Below are 21374 nucleotides of genomic sequence, written 5' to 3' on the forward strand. Positions count from 1 at the left end.
ACCGCCACCGTTCTGGTTGCCGCCGTCCTGGCCGCCGCCATCCTGACCGCCGCCGTTCTGGCCGCCCTGGTCGGCGCCGTCGCTCGCGGTGCACTTGGCCAGATCGCCCAGTTGCCCGGGTGCCATGGCGCCCGCCCTGTGCAGGTCCATCGCGATCCGCTCGATGACCGCGGTGCGCTTGTCCTCGAGGGGACCGAGAACCGCGTTCTGCACGAACGACGCGTCCTGATGCTGTTCCTGACGCGTCGAAGCCAGCCGGGCGTAGGCCTCGACGACCTGCCGGTCGAGGTTGGCCAGCTCCTTGTCCACGGCGGCGCGCGCGGCACTCGGCACGTCGGTGAGCTGCTGCCCCACATCCGGGCAGGCGATCGTCGCGGCACCCGCGGGCGCGACCCCGTCGCCGCCGCTGTACGGCTGCTGGTTCGCCGCCCCGCCCGGACTGCCTTCCGTGGCGGAGGCGTAGACATTCGCCGCTACGAGTCCTCCTCCCCCCATCATCAGCGCGACTGCTGCAAAGGTCGCGCGACGTGCGCCCTTGGGGCGTCTGCGCGTGTTGCGTTTCACGGAAGTACTCCTACGCGTAGGGGCGGCCGGCGCGGCGCGGGCCCGGCACGAATGCTTCACCTCTGTACGCGGACCGCCCCGTCGGCGTTCATCCGCCTCCCGGATTCACAACTCTCCCGGCGTTCACTTCCCGGCCCGCGTCCGCCGCTCGGAGGTGCCGATGCGTTGCGGAGCGGGCAGGTTGAGGAGCAGTCAGCCCAGCGGCTCGCCCCACGGGGTGCACCGGCCCCGACGGTCGGTAGCCTGCTTCGTATGAAGCGCGTCTGGCTACTGCCGATACTGCTCGTCCTGTGCGGTTCGGTTCTCGCGGCGGAACTCGTCACCGGTCCCGGCCCCGGCGCGGCAGCCGCCGTCTGGCTGCTGTTCGCGGCGTTCGCCGCGGTGAACTCGCCACTGGTCTTCCCGAGGTCGGTCGCCGCGCGGGAGGCACAACGCCGCAGCGCGGCCGACGGCCGGCCGATCGTCTACTGGCGGCCGGGCTGCACGTACTGCCTGCGGCTGCGTTTCAGGCTCGGTCGCGACGCCCGCCGGCTGCACTGGGTCGACATCTGGCGGGACCCGGACGGCGCGGCGGCGGTCCGCGCCGTCAACGACGGCGACGAGACCGTGCCGACCGTCGTCGCGGCAGGCCGGACGCACACCAACCCGGACCCCGCCTGGGTCCGCGAACAGCTCGCCCCGGACACCTGAGTCCGGCGCTCCGGGGGGATCGGCCCGAGGGCCGACGGCGTCGGCGCCAGGCCCCGCGTGTGCGAGGGCGGGCCGCTCTCGCCCGGCCGGCAGGCGCGCGGCCGCCGATCCGGCTTACGTTCTCTCCGTGCTGCCGTGCTGCCGTGCGGGGGCGGGTGTGCAGCGTCGGGGCGCGACAGCGCGCCGCGAGTCAGTGCCAGACGTCCGGGCCTCCGCCCTGCCACTCGATCAGTGCTGATCGGCGCACCCAGTCGTCGTCCGCTTCCTCCAGTCCGGCCAGCTGCAGGAACTCGATGACGTCCAGCAGACCGTACGCCATCCCCACGAACCTGCCGTCGACGCGGACCCGTCGGCCTCCGTCGTCGGCAGGCGGGTAGATCGCGATGGGCTGGGCGGAGGCCATGGCTCCAGCCTGCGGCCGGTGCCGGGCGGCTGCACGCCGGGGTGCGCCGACCGTGTGGCGGCCCGGCGCCGGCGGCCCCCGGTGCGCGGCAGGCCCAGGAGTCGGCTCAGCCCGGACCGTCGAGGCGTTCGGTGTTGAGCGTGTCGACCGCGCCTGCCACGTCCCCCACCGTCGCGTAGTCGACCGCGATGAAGTTGACCGGTCTGCCGCGCTGCCGCTCGCACGCGTGGACCCGGTCGAGGACCCACTGGCGGGAGTTGATCACGCCGGCGTCGAGGCGTCGGCCGCCGCCGGACGAGACGAAGTTGTTGAGCAGGAACAGCCGCTTGTCCGTGCCTCCCCGGTTCGGCTCGCAGGTCATCGCCTGCGGGCTGTGGACCGCGAACGGGGTCTCCATGCCGTAGCGGTAGAAGTTGCGGTACCACGGGGCGGGTCCGTCCGCCTTCTCCGCGAAGACGACCAGACGCCGACCGTCGTCGATCATGTCCTTGAGCTTGGGCCATGGTTTGTCCGGGTCTTCGTCGGGCACGTACAGCAGGTCGTCGAGGCCCGCGTCCTCGAAGGCGGTCCGGGTCTCCGCCGGGCTGACGCCGTCCTGCACGATCAGCGTGACGATCTCCGTTGGGTGGTCGCGCAGCCAGTCGCCGATCTGCCGCAGCGTGGGCGTCAGGGCGAGCGCTCCGGCACCGCAGACCGAGTGGCACAGCCACAGCCCGGGGCGGTACGGGTCCACGTGGCCGAGGACCCGTACCAGTTGCCGGCGCAGCTGCGGGGAGAACTCGGAGTCGCCGAGCCGGTCGGCGACCTCCCGGGGGTGCTCCCAGTGGTGGGTGTCGATGAGCAGTACCCGCACGCCCGCGTTCAACTGGCCGACGATGTCGGGGTCCTGGAGCGGCCCGATGAACCGGTTGGCGGTGGTGGCCATCGCGTTGTGCGCGGCGACCTGGGCGATCTGGTCGTAGCGCATGCCGCACAGCCGGGCACTGCCCTGGCAGATGCGCGGTGCCGCCCCGGTCATGGCGACGGGGGCCAGGACGGTGGCGACGAGCGCGGAGACCGACACGGCCGCGGTCAGGGTGAGTCCGTGGCGCGGTTCGAGGAACGACGGCAGGCCGGGCCGGGTCTGCCAGGCCCAGCCGAGCGTGACGAGCAGGGCGCCGGCGGCGAGCAGGATCATGGTGACGAGGGTGGCGGTGGTCAGCAGCCGGTCCATCGCCCTGGTCTGGACGTCCACGATCAGCCGGGCGGCTGTCGGGGACCAAGAGGAGGGGGGCCGGAACGGGGGATCGCCGACGCTGAGCCGGCCGAGCCAGGCCACCAGGCCCGTCAGTGCTGCGGCTGCCGTCAGGGCCCAGCCCAGCGGGACGAGGCGGCGCGCGATCGGATCCGGTCTGGCCAGCCAGAGCAGGGTCAGCGCGGCGGCGCCGAGCACGGCGGCGGACGGCTCCACCACGTCCTGGAAGAGGCGTGTGAAGAAGCGTGCCCGGTGCATGTGGTCGGCGAGCGGTCCGGAGGGCCGGAAGTCGGTGGTGATGAGCCATTGGTGGGACTGGGCGTCGTGCAGCAGCTGCGCGGCGGCCGCCCGCACCTGGTCCGTGACGGCGGCGGGTGCGACGGCGGCCAGCGCCGAGGCGACGTCGCCGTCCAGCAGGGCGGCCTCCACCTCGGGGCGCAGCCCGGCGCGTTCGGATTCCGGTACGAGACGCATGAGGACGCTGGTGGCCGCCACCGCCTGGTTGTGGGACAGGGCGAGCAGCGGTACCCCGTCGACGGGGGCGTGTCCGGCGACCAGTTGTCCCGCCGTGTGCACGACACCGTCCACGAAGGCCTGGTAGTCCGGCTCGGAGCGCTGCTGGAGCGAGGCGACCGCGTCGGCGAAGTAGGTCCGGCTGATCCTCTCGATGTTGGCCACGATCGGCCCGAGGTCCACCGTGAGGCGCAGGGTGTCGCGGTCGCCCTCCAGGTAGCGGATCACCTCGGCGATCTGCCGGTCGCCCATGGCGCGCAGGGTCTGGGCGGGGATCACCACCTTCAGGTTGGCGGTGACGGTGGACTGCGGGACGGGCAGCCTGCCCAGCAGGTCGCGGACGACGGGCCCGTTGTGCGGGTCTACCAGCACCTGGTCGTAGAACCGCTGGTAGGCCCGCTCGTCCTCCAGTGCCCGGCCGTAGAAGCCGGGATTGAGGAGGGTGTTCCGGGTGACGGCGGCCAGGGCCAGCACGGTCAGGCTCAGCACCGCCACGCTCCAGATCAGCGCGTAGGACCACAGCGAGCGGCGGGCCAGTGCGTCCATGGGTCCATTCTCGTCCTGTGTCGGCGCCGGGGGATGCCTCGGGCGTGCGGGCCCGGGTGGTCTACGGGTACCCCGGTTCGGCGCCCGGCATGGCCGCCCGGCCGGCCTTGCCGGGCGGCCGGTGGTTCCGGTGCGGCGTTCGGCGTCCGCCGCAGGCGGCGGACGCGGGTGCGGCTCGATTCGGCGTCTCCCGCATCGGATGGGAGGATGAGGCCATGACGATCAAGACCTACTTCGACATCACGATCAACGACGAGCCCGCCGGGCGCATCGTCTTCAACCTCTTCGAGGACGTGGTCCCGAAGACCGCCGAGAACTTCCGGGCCCTGTGCACGGGCGAGAAGGGCTTCGGTTTCGCCGGTTCGCACTTCCACCGGGTCATTCCGCAGTTCATGCTGCAGGGCGGCGACTTCACGGCCGGCAACGGCACCGGCGGCAAGAGCATCTACGGGGAGAAGTTCCCGGACGAGAACTTCCAGCTCAAGCACGACCGGCCGGGCCTGCTGTCGATGGCCAACGCCGGCCCGAACACCAACGGCTCCCAGTTCTTCGTCACGACCGTGGTCACCGGCTGGCTCGACGGCAAGCACGTCGTGTTCGGTGAGGTCGCCGACGAGGAGAGCATGCAGGTGGTGAAGAAGATCGAGGCGCTGGGCAGCAGCAGCGGCGCCACCTCGGCCAAGATCGCCATCGCTGCTTCCGGGCAGCTCTGAGCGGTCCACCGGACGGAGGCCCGGCCGACGTGCCGCCGTCGGGGCCGGGCCTCCGCCGCCATGCCGCCCGGGGCCGAACGGCGCCGGGCGGCTGCGGGCGGGGGCGCCGCCGGTGCGTGCCGGACGTCCCGCACCGGGGGCCGACCCGGCCGCCGGGCTCCCCGTCGGGTGGCTCAGCCTCCCAGCGCCTCCAGGACCACGAGTTTCGCCTCGTCCTGGACCCGGCGGAGGTGGTCGGGCCCCCGGAAGGACTCGGCGTAGATCTTGTAGACGTCCTCGGTGCCGGAGGGGCGGGCGGCGAACCAGGCGTTCTCGGTGGCGACCTTGATGCCGCCGATGGACGCGCCGTTGCCGGGGGCCTCGGTGAGCACGGCGGTCACCCGCTCCCCCGCCAGGGTGTCGGCGGTGACCTGCGCCGGGGACAGCTCGGCGAGGCGGGCCTTCTCCTCGCGGGTGGCGGGTGCGTCGATGCGTGCGTAGGCGGGCTCGCCGAAGCGGGCGGTGAGTTCGGCGTAGCGCTGGGACGGTGTGCGGCCGGTGACGGCGAGGATCTCGGCGGCGAGCAGCGCGGCTGCGATGCCGTCCTTGTCGGTGGTCCACACCGAGCCGTCGCGGCGCAGGAACGACGCCCCTGCGGACTCCTCGCCGCCGAAGCCGAGGGAGCCGTCGGCCAGGCCGTCGACGAACCACTTGAAACCGACCGGCACCTCGACCAGGCGCCTGCCGAGGTCGGCGGCGACCCGGTCGATCATGCCGGACGACACCAGGGTCTTGCCGACGCCCGCGGTGCCGGGCCACTGCGGGCGGTGCGTGTAGAGGTGGGAGATGGCGACGGCGAGGTAGTGGTTCGGGTTCATCAGGCCCGCGTCCGGGGTGACGATGCCGTGCCGGTCGGCGTCGGCGTCGTTGCCGGTGGCGATGTCGAAGCGGTCGCGCTGCTCGATGAGCGAGGCCATGGCGTGCGGTGACGAGCAGTCCATGCGGATTCTGCCGTCCCAGTCGAGCGTCATGAACCGCCAGGTGGGGTCGGTGAGCGGGTTGACCACCGTCAGGTCGAGCCGGTGCTGCTCGGCGATGCGGCCCCAGTAGGCGACGGAGGCGCCACCGAGCGGATCGGCGCCGATGCGCACGCCCGCCGCGCGGATCGCGTCGAGGTCGAGGACCTCCGGCAGATCGGAGACGTAGGCGCCGAGGAAGTCGTGGCGCCCGGTGCCCGGGGCGGTGAGCGCCTTGGCGTAGGTGACGCGCCGTACCTCTTTCAGACCGGCGGCGATGATCTCGTTGGCCCGGTCCTGGATCCAGGAGGTCGCGCCGGAACCGGCCGGTCCGCCGTTCGGCGGGTTGTACTTGAAACCGCCGTCGCCGGGTGGGTTGTGGGAGGGGGTGACGACCACGCCGTCCGCGAGGCCGGAGGTGCGGCCCCGGTTGTGGGTGAGGACGGCGTGCGAGACGGCGGGGGTGGGGGTGTAGCCGTCCGTGCTGTCGATGAGCACGGTGACGTCGTTGGCGGCGAACACCTCGAGGGCGGTGGTGCGGGCCGGCTCGGAGAGGGCGTGGGTGTCGGCGCCGAGGAAGAGGGGGCCGTCGGTGCCCTGCAGCGCACGGTACTCGCAGATGGCCTGGCTGGTGGCGGCGATGTGGTCCTCGTTGAACGCCACGGCCGTCGAGGAGCCGCGGTGCCCGGAGGTGCCGAAGGCCACTCGCTGCGACGGTCGGGCCGGGTCCGGGTGCAGTGCGTAGTACGCCGTCACCAGCCGGGCGACGTCGATCAGGTCCTCGGGGTCGGCGGGCTTCCCGGCTCGCTGGTCCATGCGTCCACTCCTCCACGTCGGTCGGGTGTTCGTGTGCTCACTCATCATCCCCCCGCCGCCGGAGGGAGCGTTGGCCCCCGGCCCGGTACGACAGGCGATCCGGCCGGACCGGCGATCCGGTGGTGGGGATCCGCGGGGCGCGGGGGAAGCGGTGGGTGGGCGAGGCGGAGGTGCGGTGGCTGCCGGGGCCCTGTCGTGCCCGGTCGGACCGAGGCCCCGGACGGTGCGCCCGCGTGGCGAACGGGCGGGCGGGGCCGCGGCAGGGGCGACAGCGACAGCGACAGCGACAGCGACAGCAACGGCGACGGCGACAGCAACGGCGACAGCAACGGCGACGGCGACGGCGACGGCGACGGCGACGGCGCCCCGACGGGCCGGCCGCCCGCGGTGGTTGCGTGCGGGGGAACCCGGGTGGACTGGTGGGGCGCCCGGGTAGCCGGGCGGGCAGGGCGGGAGCGGCGGTGGACGGGGCGGGACCGCCGCCGGGTGGTGGCCCGGCGGCGCCCCCGGTGTGACCGCGGCGGCGGCCGGGTCAGGCCGTGTGCAGGGTCAGCCCGTAGCGGTTGAGGATCTCGTTGACGGGCTGGAACCAGGTCTCGCCCCCGCCGGAGCAGTCGCCCCATCCGCCGGAGGTGACGCCCTGCGCCTGGTCACCGCTGATGAAGGAGCCGCCGGAGTCGCCGGGTTCGGCGCACACGTTGGTCTTCGTCAGCTGGTGCACGGCGCCCTGGCTGTAGTTGACCGTCTCGTTCCGGGCCAGCACCGTGCCGCAGTGCCAGTGCGTGGTCGATCCCGAGCGGCAGATGGAACTGCCGACCGGTGCCACGGCCGAGCCGCGCACCAGCTGGTCGGAGACCGTACCCCAGCCGAGCACCACCGGTACGGTCCACCAGCCGCTGCCGACGCTGACCCAGGCGTAGTCGTTGTCGGGGAAGGACGATCCCTGGAAGGTGCCGACGTAGGAGCCGTCCCAACCGTAGACCGCGGCGTACGGCTGACCGCAGTGGCCTGCGGTGACGAATCCGCCGTACACCGAGAAGCCGATGGAGCAGCGCACGTTGCCGGTGTAGTAGGGGTCGCCGCCGACGGTGCCGGCCGCGAGGGTTTCGGGGGCCGCTTGGACGGTCTCGACGGTCACCGGGCCGCGGGTGGCCCGGGCCTGCGTCAGGAAGTGCCGGACATCGTTGTCGGCGAGCCGGTCCCGGACCACGTCGACGACGACCGTGCTGGCCTCGGGGTCGACGTGCCAGCCGCTCACGCCGGAGGGTGCGGTCAGCCGGTCTAGGCGCGCCTTGGTGGTGTCGAGTTGCCGTTCGCTGTGCCGGACCGTGCGGACCGCGGCGCCGGTGGTGCGCACGGCGCGGCGGACGTCCGCGGTGGCGTCCGCGGTGACGGCGACGTTCAGCCGGCCGGTGGCGGCGTCGAACCAGGAGCCGCCGTACGCGGAGCCGGCGGCCCGGCGGGCCTTCGGGGTGATCGCGCCGGCCGCCCGCTCGGCCTGGAGTCGCGCCTCGGCCTGGGTGCGTGTCAGTCCGAGGTCCCGCTGCATGGCGGAGAGCAGACCGTCGGACGCGGGTGCCGGGTCGGCGGAGGTGGCGGTGTCGGCGGAGGTGGCGGTGTCGGCGGAGGCGTCGGCGGAGGCGGGGAGGGTTCCGGCGGCGGTCCAGGTACCGAGGAGCAGCAGGGCGGTGAGACCTGCGTGCAGGAGTCGGGGGCGTCTCATGGGGGCCTTTCGTCGTTCCGGCTGGGTGGGGGTGGAACAACCGATCGGTGAGAGCGCTCTCACACAGTGCCCGGAAGACTAGCCGCGACAGAGAGTCAGGTCCATGCCAATTCCGGCCCGGTCCGCCGGGCATGTCGAAACAGGGTGGGGCATACGTCCGCAGCGGCGGGTTCGCTCCGCCGGATCACCGCGCCGTTCGCGTCAGCGGGTGTCGTACGGGCCTGGTCCGTCGGTCTCGTTCGCCTCGCCGCGGCGGATCGCGGAGTCGCCCGCCGTGAGGTGGTCCAGTACCTCGGCCAGTTCCTGACAGGCGCGTTCCACCGAGCGGCGGGTGTTCCGCTGTTCGGTGATCATGGCCGAGAGCAGCAGGGCGGTCAGGGCCATGGACCCGTTGAAGGCCTGGAGCTTGACCATCACTTCGATATTGCTCAGCTGTGCGAAGGGGCCGACCTTGTCGGTCGCCGCCGCGGCCGCCAGGACGGAGGTGGCGAGCGCGCACAGGATGCTGCCCGCCAGCTGGAAGCTCAGCGCCGTCCAGATCAGCAGGGGGTAGACCAGGAACAGCAGGCTGAGGCTGCTGTGCGTGGAAAGCGGTACGACGAGAGCGGTGATCGCGGTCAGCCCGACGACTTCCTTCCACCGCGACATGTTCACGGGCAGGCGGGCCCGGCGCAGCAGGAGCAGCGAAGGGGTGACGAGGAGCACGCCCATCGCGTCCCCGACCCACCAGCCCAGCCAGACCGGCCAGAAACTGTGCGGTGCGATCTTGTCGGTGAGGACGAGCACGCCGGCCCCCGTGATCGAGCTGATCAGCATGGCGCCGAACGCGCCGAGGAAGACCAGGGCGAGCCCGTCGCGCAAGCGGTTCATGCTGGCGCGGAAGCCGACCCGGCGCAGCATGAGGTACGCGCAGACGGGCGCGGCGGTGTTGCTCGCCACGGTGACCAGCGCGATCGGACGCAGCGGGGTGATGGACATGATGACGAGGAGGACCCCGATGGCGATCCCGGGCCAGCAGCGCAGCCCGTAGACCAGCAGGGCGACCAGCGCGAGGCCGGTGGGCGGCCAGATGGGGGTGAAGACCGCGCCCTGGATGACCAGCTGCCGCATGAGTCCCAGCCGTCCGGCCGCGAAGTAGCAGGCGGCGACGGCGAGCGTCAGTGCGAGGAAGCCGGCCGATCGGCGCAGGTCGAGGGAAGCCACCACAGCAGCCATGAGACACCGCCGCCGCCCGGACTGCGAGGCGAGCGGCGCGGCACCCCGCCTTATGGCCGACGCTCCGCACCGTCGTGACCGACGACGAGCACGGCCGCGTCGTCCGCGTGTCCGACCCGTTCGGCCCCCTTGATCACGGCCGCCGCGAGCGAGGAGGCGTTCATCCCGGCGACCGCGGCGATGCCGGCGAGGCGCACGACCTGGTCGAGGCCTTCGTCGACGCTCATGGACGGCCCTTCCACGACTCCGTCGGTGACGAGCACGAAGACCCCGCCGATGGAGAGCCGGTGGCGGGTGACCGGATAGTCCATGCCGCCCACGGCGCCGAGCGGGGGCCCGCCCCCGTCGTCCGCGATGCCGGACTTCCCGTCGGCAGTGGCCCAGACGGTGGGTATGTGGCCGGCCCGGGCGCTCTCCAGCAGCCCGGTGACGGGGTCGAGCCGCAGGAACGTGCAGGTGGCGAAGAGGTCCGTGCCGAGGGAGAGGAGCAGCTCGTTGGTGCGGGACAGCAGCTCGCCGGGCTCGCTGGAGACGGAGGCCAGCGCGCGCAGGCAGACCCGGACCTGCCCCATGTAGGCGGCCGCCTCGATGTTGTGGCCCTGGACGTCCCCGATGGAGAGGCCGATCCGGCCGTCGGGGAGGTCGAAGGCGTCGTACCAGTCGCCGCCCACGCTCAGGCTGTGGTTGGCGGGCGAGTACCGCACGGCCAGGTGCAGGCCGGGAGCGGCCGGCAGGTCCCTGGGAAGCATGCCGCGCTGCAGGGCGATGGCCAGTTCGACCTGGGAGCGTTGCAGCTCCGCGCGCTCGCGGGCCTGAGCGGTCAGCGCACCGAGCCTGGCGAGCAGCTCGTCGCCGTCGTCCGTCGGGCGCTTACGGGACATCGATCACTCCGCGAGGACATGCGCCCCGGTCAGGGCAAAACCCTAGATTCAGCTCTTAAAGGATGATATCCGTCCCGGCCTCGGCTGACATCAGCGCCGGGACATGTAGAGGCCGAAGGCCTTGTGCAGGACTCTGCTGAGCGGGCGGTCCCATTCGCCGAGGTTCTCGACGGCCTCTCCGCCGGTGCCCGCCTTGAAGCGGAGCAGTCCCACCAGGTGGTCGTCCTCGTCGAGGGTGTCGGTGATGCCGCGCAGGTCGTAGACGGCCGCCCCGCCGGCGTGGGCGTCGCAGATCATCCGCCACTGGAGCGCGTTGTTGGGCTGGACCTCGCGTTTGCGGCTGGTGGAGGCGCCGTAGGAGTACCAGACGTGCTCGCCGACGGTGAGCGTGGTGGCGGCCGCGAGCAGGTCTCCGTCGTGGTGGGCGAGGTAGAGGCGCATGCGGTCGGGGTCCTCGGCCCGCAGCGCGGTCCACATGCGCTGGAAGTAGGACAGGGGGCGGGGCAGGAAGCGGTCCCGTGCCGCCGTCTCGGTGTAGAGCTCGTGGAAGGCCGGAAGATCGTCGTGGTCGCCCTGGACGACCTTGACGCCTGCCTTCTCCGCCTTCTTGATGTTGCGCCGCCACTGCTGGTTGAGGCCGCGGTGGACGTCGTCGAGGGTGCGTCCGGCGAGCGGGACCTGGAACACGTGGCGGGGCTGGCCGAGGGCGAAGCCGCCCTCGGCGTCCGGCTCGCTCTGGCGCCAGCCCAGCGCCCGCAACCGGTCCGCCACGTGCAGGGCCCGCGCGTCCCGGGAGGTGGCCGTGACCTCGCGCAGCGAGCGGGTCCGCGGATCGGCGATGGCGTCCTTGACCGTCTCGGCACTGAAGCGGCGTACGGCCACGGGGGGTCCCATCCGCACCGAGAACGCCCCGCGGGACCTCAGGTGGTCCAGCATCGGCGCGAGCCACTGCTCCAGGTCGGGCGCGTTCCAGTCGATGACCGGGCCTTCGGGGAGGTAGGCAAAGTAGCGCTTGATCCCCGGCAGCGGCCGCAGCAGCACGAGACCGGCGCCGACCAGGCGGCCGCCGCCGTCGAACCACCCCAGGCTCTCCGCCCTCCAGTCGGGCTTCACCTCGCCCCAGGCGGGCACCTGCGTGTGGCTGACCGACGGCCTGGCCCGGACGAAGGCCAGATGCTCCTCGCGGGTGAGCGTCTTCAGGCGGTAGCTCATGTCCGTCTCCTCTCTCCGGCGGCCCACCGCACCGGTGACCGGGGCCGACCGGACGATCCGTTCCCGCCGCGGCCGGAGGAGATGGGCGCGGGAGGCCGATGCCGCCCCATCGGCCGACGCCGGGCCCGCGCTCCGTCACGTCCCGACCCGCTCCGGGACGGGTGCGGGTCCGGCCGCCGGGGCAGCGCGGAGCCGTCCGGGGGAACCGGCCGCCGGGGCAGCGCGGAGCCGTCCGAGGGAGTCGGTCGCCGGGGCAGCGCGGAGCCGTCCGAGGGCGCCGGTCGCCGGGGCGCGGGGGCCCCGGCCGCACCGTCGGCGGCCCGCGCCCCGGCGGCCGCCCTCAGCCGAGCACCCGGAGCGCCCCCGGCAGGACCCGGGCGGTGACCGGGAGCGCGGCGTCCACCTCGCCGTCGGCGCCGTAGGGGACGTCCCGGTCGGCCTCGATGCGGATCTCCTTGCCGCGCAGGACCGTCACCTGGGGGCGTTGGACGTGGCGGCCCGTGGCGAGCTCGTTCATCAGGGTGAAGAAGAGCCGCTTGGGCGCCTCACCGATCACGACCACGTCCAGCAGTCCGTCGTCGACGCGGGCGCCGGGTGCGACGAGGCGGCCCGAACCGTAGTAGCCGGAGTTGGCGGCGACCACGCTGTAGCCGCCGTGGGTGTGCTCGGTGCCGTCCACGGTGAGCCGGAAGCGCGCCGGGCGCCAGGACGCCACCGCGCGCAGCCCCCCGGCGTAGTACGAGGCGGCGCCCCGCAGCAGCCGGGCGTTGTTGGCGTGCAGGTTGGCGAGGGCGTCGACTCCGGCGTAGACGCTGCCCAGCACCACGGTGCGGTCGTGGACGGCCGAGGTGACCTCGACCGTGTCGACGGCGCGCGGCGCGGACTCCAGCAGGACGCGGGCCAGCGCGGCGGGGTCCGCGGGCAGGCCGAGGGCGCGGGCGAAGTCGTTCCCGCGGCCGGCGGGCACGAGGCCGAGCACCGCGCCGGTGCCGCTGAGGGCTCCGCCGACCGCGCCGGCCATGCCGTCGCCGCCGACGGCGAGCACCACCCGCCCGTCCTCGCCGGCGTCCCGCGCCAGCCGTCGGGCGTGGGCGAGGCTGCTGCTGTAGGCGGTCTCCAGTTCGGCGCCCGCTGCGCGCAGCAGCCTGGCCACGCCGAGCAGTGCCGCGGCTCCGGCGGATCCGCCGGCCGTGGGGTTGACGACGGCGGTGAACTGTCGCATCGGTGGTGCCTCCGGGGCTGGCGGGACGGTGGCCGGTCGAACGGGCGGCGGTGCGGGTGTACGAGGGGGGCGGGGCCCGGGCCGGGGTCAGTCGGCGGGCAGCAGCACGCCGGGGTTGAGCAGGCCTGCCGGGTCCAGCCGGTGTTTGACCGCCTGGAGCGCGGCGATGCCCAGTTCGCCCGCCTCCCGGAGGTACCAGTCGCGGTGGTCGGTGCCCACGCCGTGGTGGTGGCTGATGGTGCCGCCGGCGGCGAGGACGGCGTCGTTGGCGGCGTGCTTGGCCCGCGTCCAGTGCGCCACCGGGTCGGCGCCCTGCGCGGAGACGACCGTGAAGTACAGCGAGGCGCCGTTCTCGTAGACGTGCGAGATGTGGCACATGACCAGCGCAGGGGTGCCCGCGTCGGTGAGGGTCGAGGTCAGCGCCGCGCGGACGGACCCGTACAGCTCGGGAAGGCGGGACCAGAAGGCCGCCGTCTCCAGGGTTTCCGCGAACGCCCCGGCTTCCAGCAGGGAGTCCCGCAGGTAGGGGGCCGAGTAGCGGCCCTCGGCCCAGCGGCGGCCGGGCTCCCCGCCCAGCGGTGTGCCGCCGCTGCCGCGCAGCATGTCCGCGGCGCCGGCGCGGCGGTGCGCGGTGTCCTCCGGGGTTCCCTCGAAGCCGAGGATCGCGGTGCATCCGGCGCTGCTCCGCGCGTCGAGGGAGCCGATGTCGTCGGGCTGGGCGAGGCCGATCAGGGTCTCGGTCTCGTCGGAGAGGCGGAGCACGGTCGGGCGGGGGCCGTCCTGGGCGAGCCGGCGCAGGGCCGCCGTCCCCTCTTCGAAGGATGCGAAGCGCCAGCCTTCGTAGTGGCGGACCTGCGGGACGGGCCGCACGCGCACGGTGACGGACGTGACGACGCCGAACGCCCCTTCCGAGCCCAGGACGAGCTGGCGCAGGTCGGGGCCGGCGGCCGAGCGGGGCGCCCGTCCGGTCTCGAGGGTCCCCTCGGGGGTGGCGAGGGTGAGGCCGAGGACCATCTCGTCGAAGCGGCCGTATCCCGCGGAGGCCTGCCCGCTGGAGCGGGTCGCGGCGAATCCGCCGAGGGTGGCCCACTCGTAGGACTGGGGGAAGTGCCCGAGGGTGAAGCCCTGGGCCGCGAGCAGTGCCTCCGCGTGCGGGGCGCGCAGCCCGGCCTGCAGGGTGGCGGTGCGGGAGACCGGGTCGAGGGCGAGCAGCCGGTCCATCCGCCGCAGGTCGAGGGCGACGAAGGGGCGGCGCCGCTCGGGGGCGAGGCCGCCGACGACGGAGGTGCCCCCGCCGAACGGTACGGCCGCCAGGCCGTGCGCGGCGCAGGCGCGCAGTACGGCCAGGACCTCCTCGTGGCCGGCGGGGAGCGCGACCGCCTCCGGTACGTCCCGGACGTCGCCGTCCCGGAGGCGCAGCAGGTCCGGCGTGGACTTGCCGCGGGTGTGCCGGACGCGGGTCTCCGCGTCGACACGGACGTGCGCGCCGTCGTCCCCCACGGCCTCGCGCAGCGCCCGCAGCGCCCCGTCGCCCAGGCGGGGCGCGGGGACGGCGAGGTCCTCCAGCGCGGCGGGCGCGGTGCTGCGCGGTGTCACGCCGAGCAGTTCGTGCAGCAGTCCGGTCACCGTGCCGGGCAGCGGTGCGGCCTGTTCCGGGTCGCCCCAGCCGTTCCACAGCATGTCCATGATCGTCCTTACCGTTTCGGTGCGGGTGTCGCCGGGTCCGCTCCCCCGCGGAGGCGGTGGAGGCGGTCGCGGCTGCTCGGGGGTGGAGCGCGGGGCCGCTTCGCGAGGTGCCGGAGCACCCCCGGGGCGGCGCCCCGCTCGGAGCGGGGAAGCGTCCCCCGCCCGAGGGGCGTTACACTGTTACACATGACGCCTATTCGTCACAAGGACTCGGAGAGCGATCCGGTGCTCGACGCGGTGCGCGACTGCGTGCTCGCCGTGGGCGTGCGCCGTACGACGCTCACGGACGTGGCCCGTCGCGCCGGGGTCTCCCGGATGACGCTGTACCGCCGCTGGCCGGACGTCCGTTCCCTGGTGGGCGACCTGATGACCCGCGAGTGGATCGGCGTGGCCGGCGGCGCCATGCCCGAGCGGCGGCCCGGGGTGCGGACGCGCGACCTGATCGTCGAGGGCCTGGTGTCCGGCGTCGCCGCCTTCCGCGCCCACCCGCTGTTCAACAAGATCGTGGACGTGGACCCGGAGCTGTTGCTGCCCTACGTGCTGGACCGGCGCGGGGCCAGCCAGGACGCCCTCCTGGAACTGCTGTCCGAGGCACTGGAGGAGGGGCACGCCGACGGGTCGGTCCGCACGGAGCACACCGCGCGGCAGGCCCGGTCACTGCTGCTGATCGTCCAGTCGTTCACCCTGTCCCTGCGCACCATGGCCGAGGAGGACGACGCCGAACTGGACTCCCCGGCCTTCCTCGGTGAGCTGCGTGCCGTTCTCGAAAGGACTCTTGCGCCATGAGCCACATCGCCGCCGACACTCCCGCTCCCGGCTCGTCCCTGTCCGCCGCCCGGCGGACCACCGACCTCGACCGGACCGTCGGCGGGCCGACCGTGGACGTACTGGTCGTCGGCCTCGGCGCGACCGGAGCCGGGGCCGCGCTGGACGCCGCGGCGCGCGGACTGTCGGTCGCCGCCGTCGACGCGCACGACCTGGCGTTCGGCACCTCCCGGTGGAGTTCGAAGCTGATCCACGGCGGGCTGCGCTACCTGGCCGCCGGACAGCTCGACGTCGCCCACGAGAGCGCCGTGGAGCGGGGCGTGCTGATGGAGCGCACCGCGCCCCACCTGGTGGGCGCCCAGCCGTTCGTGCTGCCGTTGACCCCGCTGGTGTCGCGGGCCCAGGCCGCGCTCGCCCGGGCCGGGTTCCGGGCGGGGGACGCACTGCGGCTGGCGGCGGGCACGGCCCGGGCCACTCTTCCGCCGCCGCGCCGGCTGTCGGTCGCGGAGACCCGGCTGCTGGCGCCGTCGCTGCGCACCCAGGGGCTGCGCGGGGGCCTGCTGTCCTGGGACGGCCGGCTCACCGACGACGCGCGGCTGGTGACGGCCGTGGCCCGCACCGCGGCGGCGCACGGCGCACGGATCCTCACCCGCGTACGGGCCCTGGAGCTCCACCGGGACGGCGCCCGGGTGCGCGACGAGCGCACCGGCGAGGAGGGCGAGATCCGCGCCCGCGCGGTCGTGAACGCCACCGGCGTGTGGGCGGGCGGGCTGGTGGACGGGATACGCATCCGACCGTCCCGGGGCACCCACCTCGTCCTCCGCGCCGCGCGCTTCGGCAGCCTTCCGGCAGGCCTGCACATCCCGGTGCCCGGCGAGACCAACCGCTTCGTCCTGGTGCTGCCGCAGGGCGACGGCCGAGTGTACGTCGGGCTCACCGACGAGCCCGTGGACGGCGACCTCCCGGACGTCCCCGAGGCCCCGGAGACGGACATCGGATTCCTGCTGGACGTACTCGGATCGGTGCTGGACGAGCCCGTCCGCCGGGAGGACGTGGTGGGAGCGTTCGCGGGACTGCGCCCGCTGCTGGACACCGCGCCGGCCGGGCGGCCCGCCGCGGCGCCCAGGACCGCCGACATCTCCCGCCGCCACGCGGTCCTCACCTCGCCGGACGGCGTGGTCACCGTCGTCGGCGGCAAGCTCACCACCTACCGGCGGATGGCGGAGGACGCCGTCGACGCCGCGGTGTCCGCCCACTCGCTCGCCGCCGGACCGTCACCGACGGCCCGGCTGCCCCTGGTGGGCGCCGCCTCGCCCCGGGCGCTGAGCGGTCTCCCGGCGCCGCGCCGGCTGGTCCGCCGCTACGGCACCGAGGCGGGCGCGGTGCAGGCGCTCGCCGCGCACGATCCGCGGCTCGGCGCTCCCCTGCTGCCGGGTCATCCGGTCACCGGCGCCGAAGCCCTGTGGGCAATCCGGCACGAGGGCGCCCTGGACGAGGCGGACGTCCTCGACCGGCGCTCCCGGATCGGCCTGGTGCCGCAGGACCGCGCGGCCGCCCTCGACTCGGTGCGCCGGCTGTTCGACGACGCGGACGTCCGGCAGGACTGAGGCGCAGCCGGGCGTCCGGAGGGCCCCGGCGCGCCCCGCGCCCCACCGCCGCACCCGCACCGCTCACCACGACGGCCGCCACCGGCACCGGCGCGCCGGGGGCGATCGGACGCACTCGAACAGGGGGTCTATCATATGAGCGCCCTCTAGCTCGAAAGATGCCTCTTGTGACTGTCAACGAAGACTCGTTCACCCACTGGAAGAACCGCGAGGAGATCGCGGAGTCGATGATCCCGATCATCGGGAAGCTGCACCGCGAGCGGGACGTCACGATCCTGCTGCACAGCCGCTCCTTGGTGAACAAGTCGGTGGTCAGCATCCTCAAGACCCACCGTTTCGCCCGGCAGATAGCCGGCGAGGAACTCTCGGTCACCGAGACGCTGCCCTTCCTCCAGGCGCTGACCGCGCTGGACCTCGGCCCCTCCCAGATCGACATCGGGATGCTCGCCGCCACGTACCGCGTCGACGACCGCGGCCTGTCGGTGGCGGAGTTCACCGCGGAGGCCGTCGCCGGCGCCACCGGCGCCGGCAAGATCGACCGGCGCGAGCCGCGCGATGTCGTCCTGTACGGGTTCGGCCGCATCGGGCGCCTGCTCGCGCGTCTGCTCATCGAGAAGACCGGCTCGGGCAACGGGCTGCGCCTGCGTGCCATCGTGGTCCGCAACAGCGGCGCCCAGGACCTCGTCAAGCGTGCCTCGCTGCTGCGCCGCGACTCGATCCACGGGCAGTTCCAGGGGACCATCACCGTCGACGAGGCGGACAGCACGATCGTCGCCAACGGCAACCCGATCAAGGTGATCTACTCCGACGACCCGGCGGCCGTCGACTACACGGCCCACGGCATCAAGGACGCCATCCTGATCGACAACACCGGCCGGTGGCGCGACCGCGAGGGCCTGTCCCGGCATCTGCGCCCCGGCATCGACAAGGTGGTGCTGACCGCACCCGGCAAGGGCGACGTGCCCAACATCGTCCACGGCGTCAACCACGACACCGTGAAGCCGGACGAGCGGATCATCTCCTGCGCCTCCTGCACCACCAACGCCATCGTGCCGCCGCTCAAGGCGATGGCCGACCGGTACGGCGTGCTGCGCGGCCACGTCGAGACCGTGCACTCGTTCACCAACGACCAGAACCTGCTGGACAACTACCACAAGTCGGACCGGCGCGGACGCTCGGCGCCGCTGAACATGGTCATCACGGAGACCGGCGCGGCCTCCGCCGTCGCCAAGGCGCTGCCCGACCTCCGGGCCACGATCACCGGCAGTTCGATCCGGGTGCCGGTGCCGGACGTGTCGATCGCCATCCTCAACCTGCACCTGGCGCAGGAGACCACCCGCGCGGACGTCCTGGACTACCTGCGTGACGTGTCGCTGACCTCGCCGCTCAAGCGGCAGATCGACTTCATCAGCGCACCCGACGCGGTCTCCAGCGACTTCATCGGCTCCCGGCACGCATCGATCGTCGATGCCGGCGCCACCAAGGTCGACGGCGACAACGCCATCCTCTACCTCTGGTACGACAACGAGTTCGGCTACTCCTGCCAGGTCACCCGGGTCGTCCAGTACATCTCCGGGGTGGAGTACCCGACCTACCCCGCACCGGCGGTCTGAGCCGCCCGCTCCCCCGCCCGGGGCCGGGGACCGCGCTGCACGCGGTGACGGCCGGGCTCCGGGACCTCACCGGTCCCGGAGCCCGGCCGCGCCACCGGGACCGGGAACCACGCCCCACCCCTCCGGCCGGCGTTCCGAACCCGTCGCCGCCGGATCGGCGGTACGAGTGGTGCGGTGCGGCAGTCGGCCGTAGCGTCGGGGGCGGAGACGGGCCACCGCCGGGCGGCGGCTCGTCGCCCGTCCGGACGAGCGGCCCCGGAAGGTGGACCATGCGGACCCTTACCCTCAGGACGGCACTCGCGGTGTGCGCCGTCGCCTCACTCGCGGCGGCAGCGGTACCGGCCTCGGCCGCGTCCCCCACGACCACCGCGAGCGGAGCCGAGCGCCGGGCCGCGCAGCAGCCGGTGCTCGTCGACTGCGCCCGGCATCCGCAGGTGCGGCCCGGCGCGTTCGTGCTGGCCTGCGGGGACGGCAACAGCCGGCTCGCCTCGCTGCACTGGTCGCGCTGGGACGCGGGAGCGGCGGTCGGCACCGGCGTGAACGTGGTCAACGACTGCAAGCCCTACTGCGCGGCGGGCCGCTTCCACTCCTACCGGGTCGAGGTGCGGCTCGACCACCCGCGACAGTGGAAGCAGAAGCCGAATCCGCAGCACTACACCCTGCTGACGCTCACCTATCCCGACGGCCGACCCGAGCGGACGGCACGTACGGTCACCGTGCCGCTGTGGGGCTGACCGCGGTCAGGCGAGCGACAGGTCGGGGGCGTAGAGGTCCAGCCAGAGCGCGAGATCGAGGGCGCGCTCGAGGCCGCGGCGGGCGGCCTGGGTGCTCACCGGCTCAGGGCGGTGAGCCGCGCTGCGCAGCCGTTCGCGGTCGACGAGGTCGAAGACCGGGTGGCCGGGCCGGGCGAGGAGTTCCCTGGCCTGCTCCTGGAGGGCGGCCCCGTACGCGGGATCCTGGGTGGACGGGTACGGGCTCTTGACCCGGCGGTAGACGGATCCCGGCAGGAGGTCCGCGGTCGCCTCGCGCAGCAGGCTCTTCTCCCGACCGTCGAAGGACTTCAGGGCCCAGGGTGCGTTGTATACGTACTCGACCAGCCGGTGGTCGCAGAAGGGAACGCGGACCTCCAGCCCGACCGCCATGCTGGCGCGGTCCTTCCGGTCGAGCAGGATCCGGACGAAGCGGGTGAGGTGCAGCAGGCAGATGCGCCGCATCCGGTACTCGAAGTCGCTCTCCGTGTCCAGTCGCTCGATGCCCGCGACGGCGTCGTGGTACGCGTCGGCCACATAGGTCTCCAGATCGAGTGCCCGGGTCAGATCGGGACGCAGCACGGCGGTGTCGTCGCCGAAGTCCCGGCCGAACCGCACCAGCCAGGGGAAGGTGTCGGCGCTGCGGGCCGCCTCGTCGAAGAACTGCAGGTAGCCGCCGAACACCTCGTCGGCGCTCTCCCCGGACAGGGCGACCGTGGACTGGTCGCGGACGGCACGGAAGAGCAGGAGGAGGGAGGTGTCCATGTCGCCGAATCCGATCGGCAGATCGCGTGCCCGGATCACGCGTGCGCGGATCCCGGGGTCGGCGAGCGCCTGCGCGTCGAGGACGATGTCCTGGTGCTCGGTCCGGGCCGTGCGTGCCACGTCGTGCACGAAGGGGGCGTCCGGGGTGCCGCGCAGGTCGTCCGCGACGAAGTGGTCGGTCCGGCCGGCGAAATCCACGGCGAAGCTGCGCACCCGCTCGCCGTGCTCGGCCAGGTGGCGGGAGGCGAGGGCGGTCATGGCGGAGGAGTCGAGACCGCCGGAGAGCAGGGTGCACAGGGGGACGTCGGAGACGAGTTGGCGGCGCACGATGTCGTCGAGGAGCGCACGGACGGTCGTGATCGTGGCGGCACGGTCGTCGGGGTGCGGGCGGGTCGCCAGTCTCCAGTAGGCGTGTGTGCCGACGCCCGCGCGGTCGACGGTCACGACGGTGCCGGGCTCGACCTCGCGCATACCGTCCCAGACCGCGTGGCCGGGGGTCTTGACGGTGGTGAAGAGCTCCCGGAGCCCGTCGAGGCGTACCCGGGCCGGGGCCAGCGGGTTGGCGAGGATCGCCTTGGGTTCCGAGCCGAACAGGACGCCGTCACGGGTCGGCAGGTAGTAGAGCGGCTTCACGCCCATCCGGTCGCGGACCAGGGTCAGCCGGCCGAGGCGGGCGTCCCACACGGCGAAGGCGAACATGCCGTTGAGGTGTCCGGGCAGCGCGGTACCCCACTGGAGATAGCCGCGCAGTACCACCTCCGTGTCGGACCGGGTGGTGAAGTGGTGGCCGAGGGAGAGGAGTTCGCGGCGGAGTTCGGTGAAGTTGTAGGTCTCGCCCGAGTAGACGAGCGCGACCGTCCCGTCGGGGGTGTCGGCGGTCATCGGCTGGCGGCCCCCCGGCAGGTCGATGACCGCGAGCCTGCGGTGTCCGAGTGCCGCGGGGCCCCTCGCCCAGATGTCGCCGTCGTCGGGGCCGCGGCAGGCCATGGTCTCGGTCATGGCCCGCAACGTCGGGCTCTCGGTGTGCAGTTCGCGGTCGAAGGAGACCCAGCCGACGATGCCGCACATGCCTGTCCTCCTGCCTCGGAGCGCGTCGTCGGGCCCGCCGGCCGGCGCTGCTCCCCGTACCGGCGGGGCGGCCACCGCCTCGCCCGTCGTGCCGGGCCCCGCCGAACGACGGTGCGTCGGAGCGGCGGAGCAGGTCAATGCGGCCCACCGTCCGCGTCCGGCGCGAACCCGGTGCTTTCGGCCGGCCTTTGCACCACCGTCATCGGCCGGTGCCCGGGTGTGCGGGCGCCGGGACCGGGAATCGGCCATCGGCAAAGAATTGCTCAAGGCCCCGAGGGTGACCGCAGTCCACGGCGCCGGACGGCGGCGACCGCGGGCCTGCGACCGGACGGCGGAGTTTCGCGGCCGGTGTCCGGAGGGGCAGGATGCAGGGGGTACCGGCAGGCGGAACGGG

Annotated in this window: 16 protein-coding genes and 1 pseudogene; 6 read left to right on the top strand and 11 right to left on the bottom strand. The window is 73.5% G+C overall.

Translation table 11 applies throughout. The features are described from left to right. Window positions 1-564 (bottom strand): annotated as a pseudogene (locus ACL02U_RS03005) (hypothetical protein); the annotation flags it as partial. Window positions 565-816: 252 nt separating this feature from the next. Between ACL02U_RS03005 and ACL02U_RS03010 the strand changes: the two are divergent. Beyond that, window positions 817-1254: a glutaredoxin domain-containing protein gene (locus tag ACL02U_RS03010; RefSeq protein ID WP_412789005.1), complete on the top strand. Its 438-nt coding sequence runs from the start codon at window positions 817-819 to the stop codon at window positions 1252-1254. 190 nt (window positions 1255-1444) lie between these two features. Here ACL02U_RS03010 and ACL02U_RS03015 read toward each other — a convergent pair whose 3' ends face one another. Together ACL02U_RS03015 and ACL02U_RS03020 are read right to left on the bottom strand one after the other, a co-directional pair. After that, window positions 1445-1657: a hypothetical protein gene (locus tag ACL02U_RS03015; RefSeq protein ID WP_412789006.1), complete on the bottom strand. Its 213-nt coding sequence runs from the start codon at window positions 1655-1657 to the stop codon at window positions 1445-1447. Window positions 1658-1763: 106 nt separating this feature from the next. Further along, the gene (locus tag ACL02U_RS03020; RefSeq protein ID WP_412789007.1) at window positions 1764-3950 is read right to left on the bottom strand and encodes a PI-PLC domain-containing protein; all 2187 of its coding nucleotides are present in this window, start codon (window positions 3948-3950) and stop codon (window positions 1764-1766) included. A gap of 215 nt (window positions 3951-4165) precedes the next feature. Here ACL02U_RS03020 and ACL02U_RS03025 point away from each other — a divergent pair, with 215 nt between their 5' ends. Then, the gene (locus ACL02U_RS03025; protein ID WP_412789008.1) at window positions 4166-4663 is read left to right on the top strand and encodes a peptidylprolyl isomerase; all 498 of its coding nucleotides are present in this window, start codon (window positions 4166-4168) and stop codon (window positions 4661-4663) included. 173 nt (window positions 4664-4836) lie between these two features. Here ACL02U_RS03025 and pgm read toward each other — a convergent pair whose 3' ends face one another. The 7 genes from pgm to ACL02U_RS03060 all read right to left on the bottom strand — a co-directional run bounded on the left by pgm (window position 4837) and on the right by ACL02U_RS03060 (window position 14413). Beyond that, window positions 4837-6474 (bottom strand): phosphoglucomutase (alpha-D-glucose-1,6-bisphosphate-dependent), encoded by a 1638-nt coding sequence (gene pgm / locus ACL02U_RS03030; RefSeq protein ID WP_412789009.1) that lies wholly within the window; start codon window positions 6472-6474, stop codon window positions 4837-4839. 532 nt (window positions 6475-7006) lie between these two features. Further along, a complete protein-coding gene (locus tag ACL02U_RS03035; protein ID WP_412789010.1) occupies window positions 7007-8197 on the bottom strand; it encodes an alpha-lytic protease prodomain-containing protein in 1191 nt (396 codons plus the stop codon). Between the two features lie 201 nt (window positions 8198-8398). Further along, entirely contained in the window at window positions 8399-9412 is a 1014-nt protein-coding gene (locus tag ACL02U_RS03040) for an MASE1 domain-containing protein (RefSeq protein WP_412789011.1), read from the bottom strand. A 50-nt stretch (window positions 9413-9462) separates the two neighbouring features. Then, on the bottom strand, window positions 9463-10293 hold the full coding sequence (locus ACL02U_RS03045; protein ID WP_412789012.1) for a PP2C family protein-serine/threonine phosphatase: 831 nt from the start codon (window positions 10291-10293) through the stop codon (window positions 9463-9465). Window positions 10294-10383: 90 nt separating this feature from the next. Beyond that, window positions 10384-11505 carry a lipid II:glycine glycyltransferase FemX gene (locus ACL02U_RS03050; RefSeq protein ID WP_412789013.1) on the bottom strand — a complete coding sequence of 374 codons (1122 nt, stop codon included), beginning with the start codon at window positions 11503-11505 and terminating at the stop codon, window positions 10384-10386. Window positions 11506-11845: 340 nt separating this feature from the next. Continuing rightward, window positions 11846-12727, bottom strand: a complete 882-nt coding sequence (locus ACL02U_RS03055) for a diacylglycerol/lipid kinase family protein (RefSeq protein WP_412789014.1) — start codon at window positions 12725-12727, stop codon at window positions 11846-11848. Window positions 12728-12814: 87 nt separating this feature from the next. Then, window positions 12815-14413, bottom strand: coding sequence for an FAD-binding oxidoreductase (locus ACL02U_RS03060; RefSeq protein ID WP_412789015.1), 1599 nt, complete (start codon window positions 14411-14413; stop codon window positions 12815-12817). A 186-nt stretch (window positions 14414-14599) separates the two neighbouring features. Here ACL02U_RS03060 and ACL02U_RS03065 point away from each other — a divergent pair, with 186 nt between their 5' ends. From ACL02U_RS03065 to ACL02U_RS03080, 4 genes are all read left to right on the top strand, one after another. Beyond that, window positions 14600-15199 (top strand): TetR/AcrR family transcriptional regulator, encoded by a 600-nt coding sequence (locus ACL02U_RS03065; RefSeq protein ID WP_412789016.1) that lies wholly within the window; start codon window positions 14600-14602, stop codon window positions 15197-15199. Next, window positions 15196-16785, top strand: a complete 1590-nt coding sequence (locus ACL02U_RS03070; protein WP_412789017.1) for a glycerol-3-phosphate dehydrogenase/oxidase — start codon at window positions 15196-15198, stop codon at window positions 16783-16785. Before ACL02U_RS03065 ends, ACL02U_RS03070 begins: the two co-directional genes overlap by 4 nt. A 167-nt stretch (window positions 16786-16952) precedes the next feature. Next, window positions 16953-18398, top strand: coding sequence for a glyceraldehyde-3-phosphate dehydrogenase (locus ACL02U_RS03075; protein WP_412789018.1), 1446 nt, complete (start codon window positions 16953-16955; stop codon window positions 18396-18398). 269 nt (window positions 18399-18667) lie between these two features. Next, complete coding sequence (locus ACL02U_RS03080) at window positions 18668-19132, top strand: hypothetical protein (protein WP_412789019.1); 465 nt, start codon at window positions 18668-18670, stop codon at window positions 19130-19132. 6 nt (window positions 19133-19138) lie between these two features. Here ACL02U_RS03080 and asnB read toward each other — a convergent pair whose 3' ends face one another. After that, window positions 19139-20980: an asparagine synthase (glutamine-hydrolyzing) gene (gene asnB / locus ACL02U_RS03085; RefSeq protein ID WP_412789020.1), complete on the bottom strand. Its 1842-nt coding sequence runs from the start codon at window positions 20978-20980 to the stop codon at window positions 19139-19141. Between the last annotated feature and the right edge of the window lie 394 nt (window positions 20981-21374).

This window comes from Streptomyces sp. MS06 (genome assembly GCF_047200655.1).
Lineage (GTDB): Bacteria > Actinomycetota > Actinomycetes > Streptomycetales > Streptomycetaceae > Streptomyces.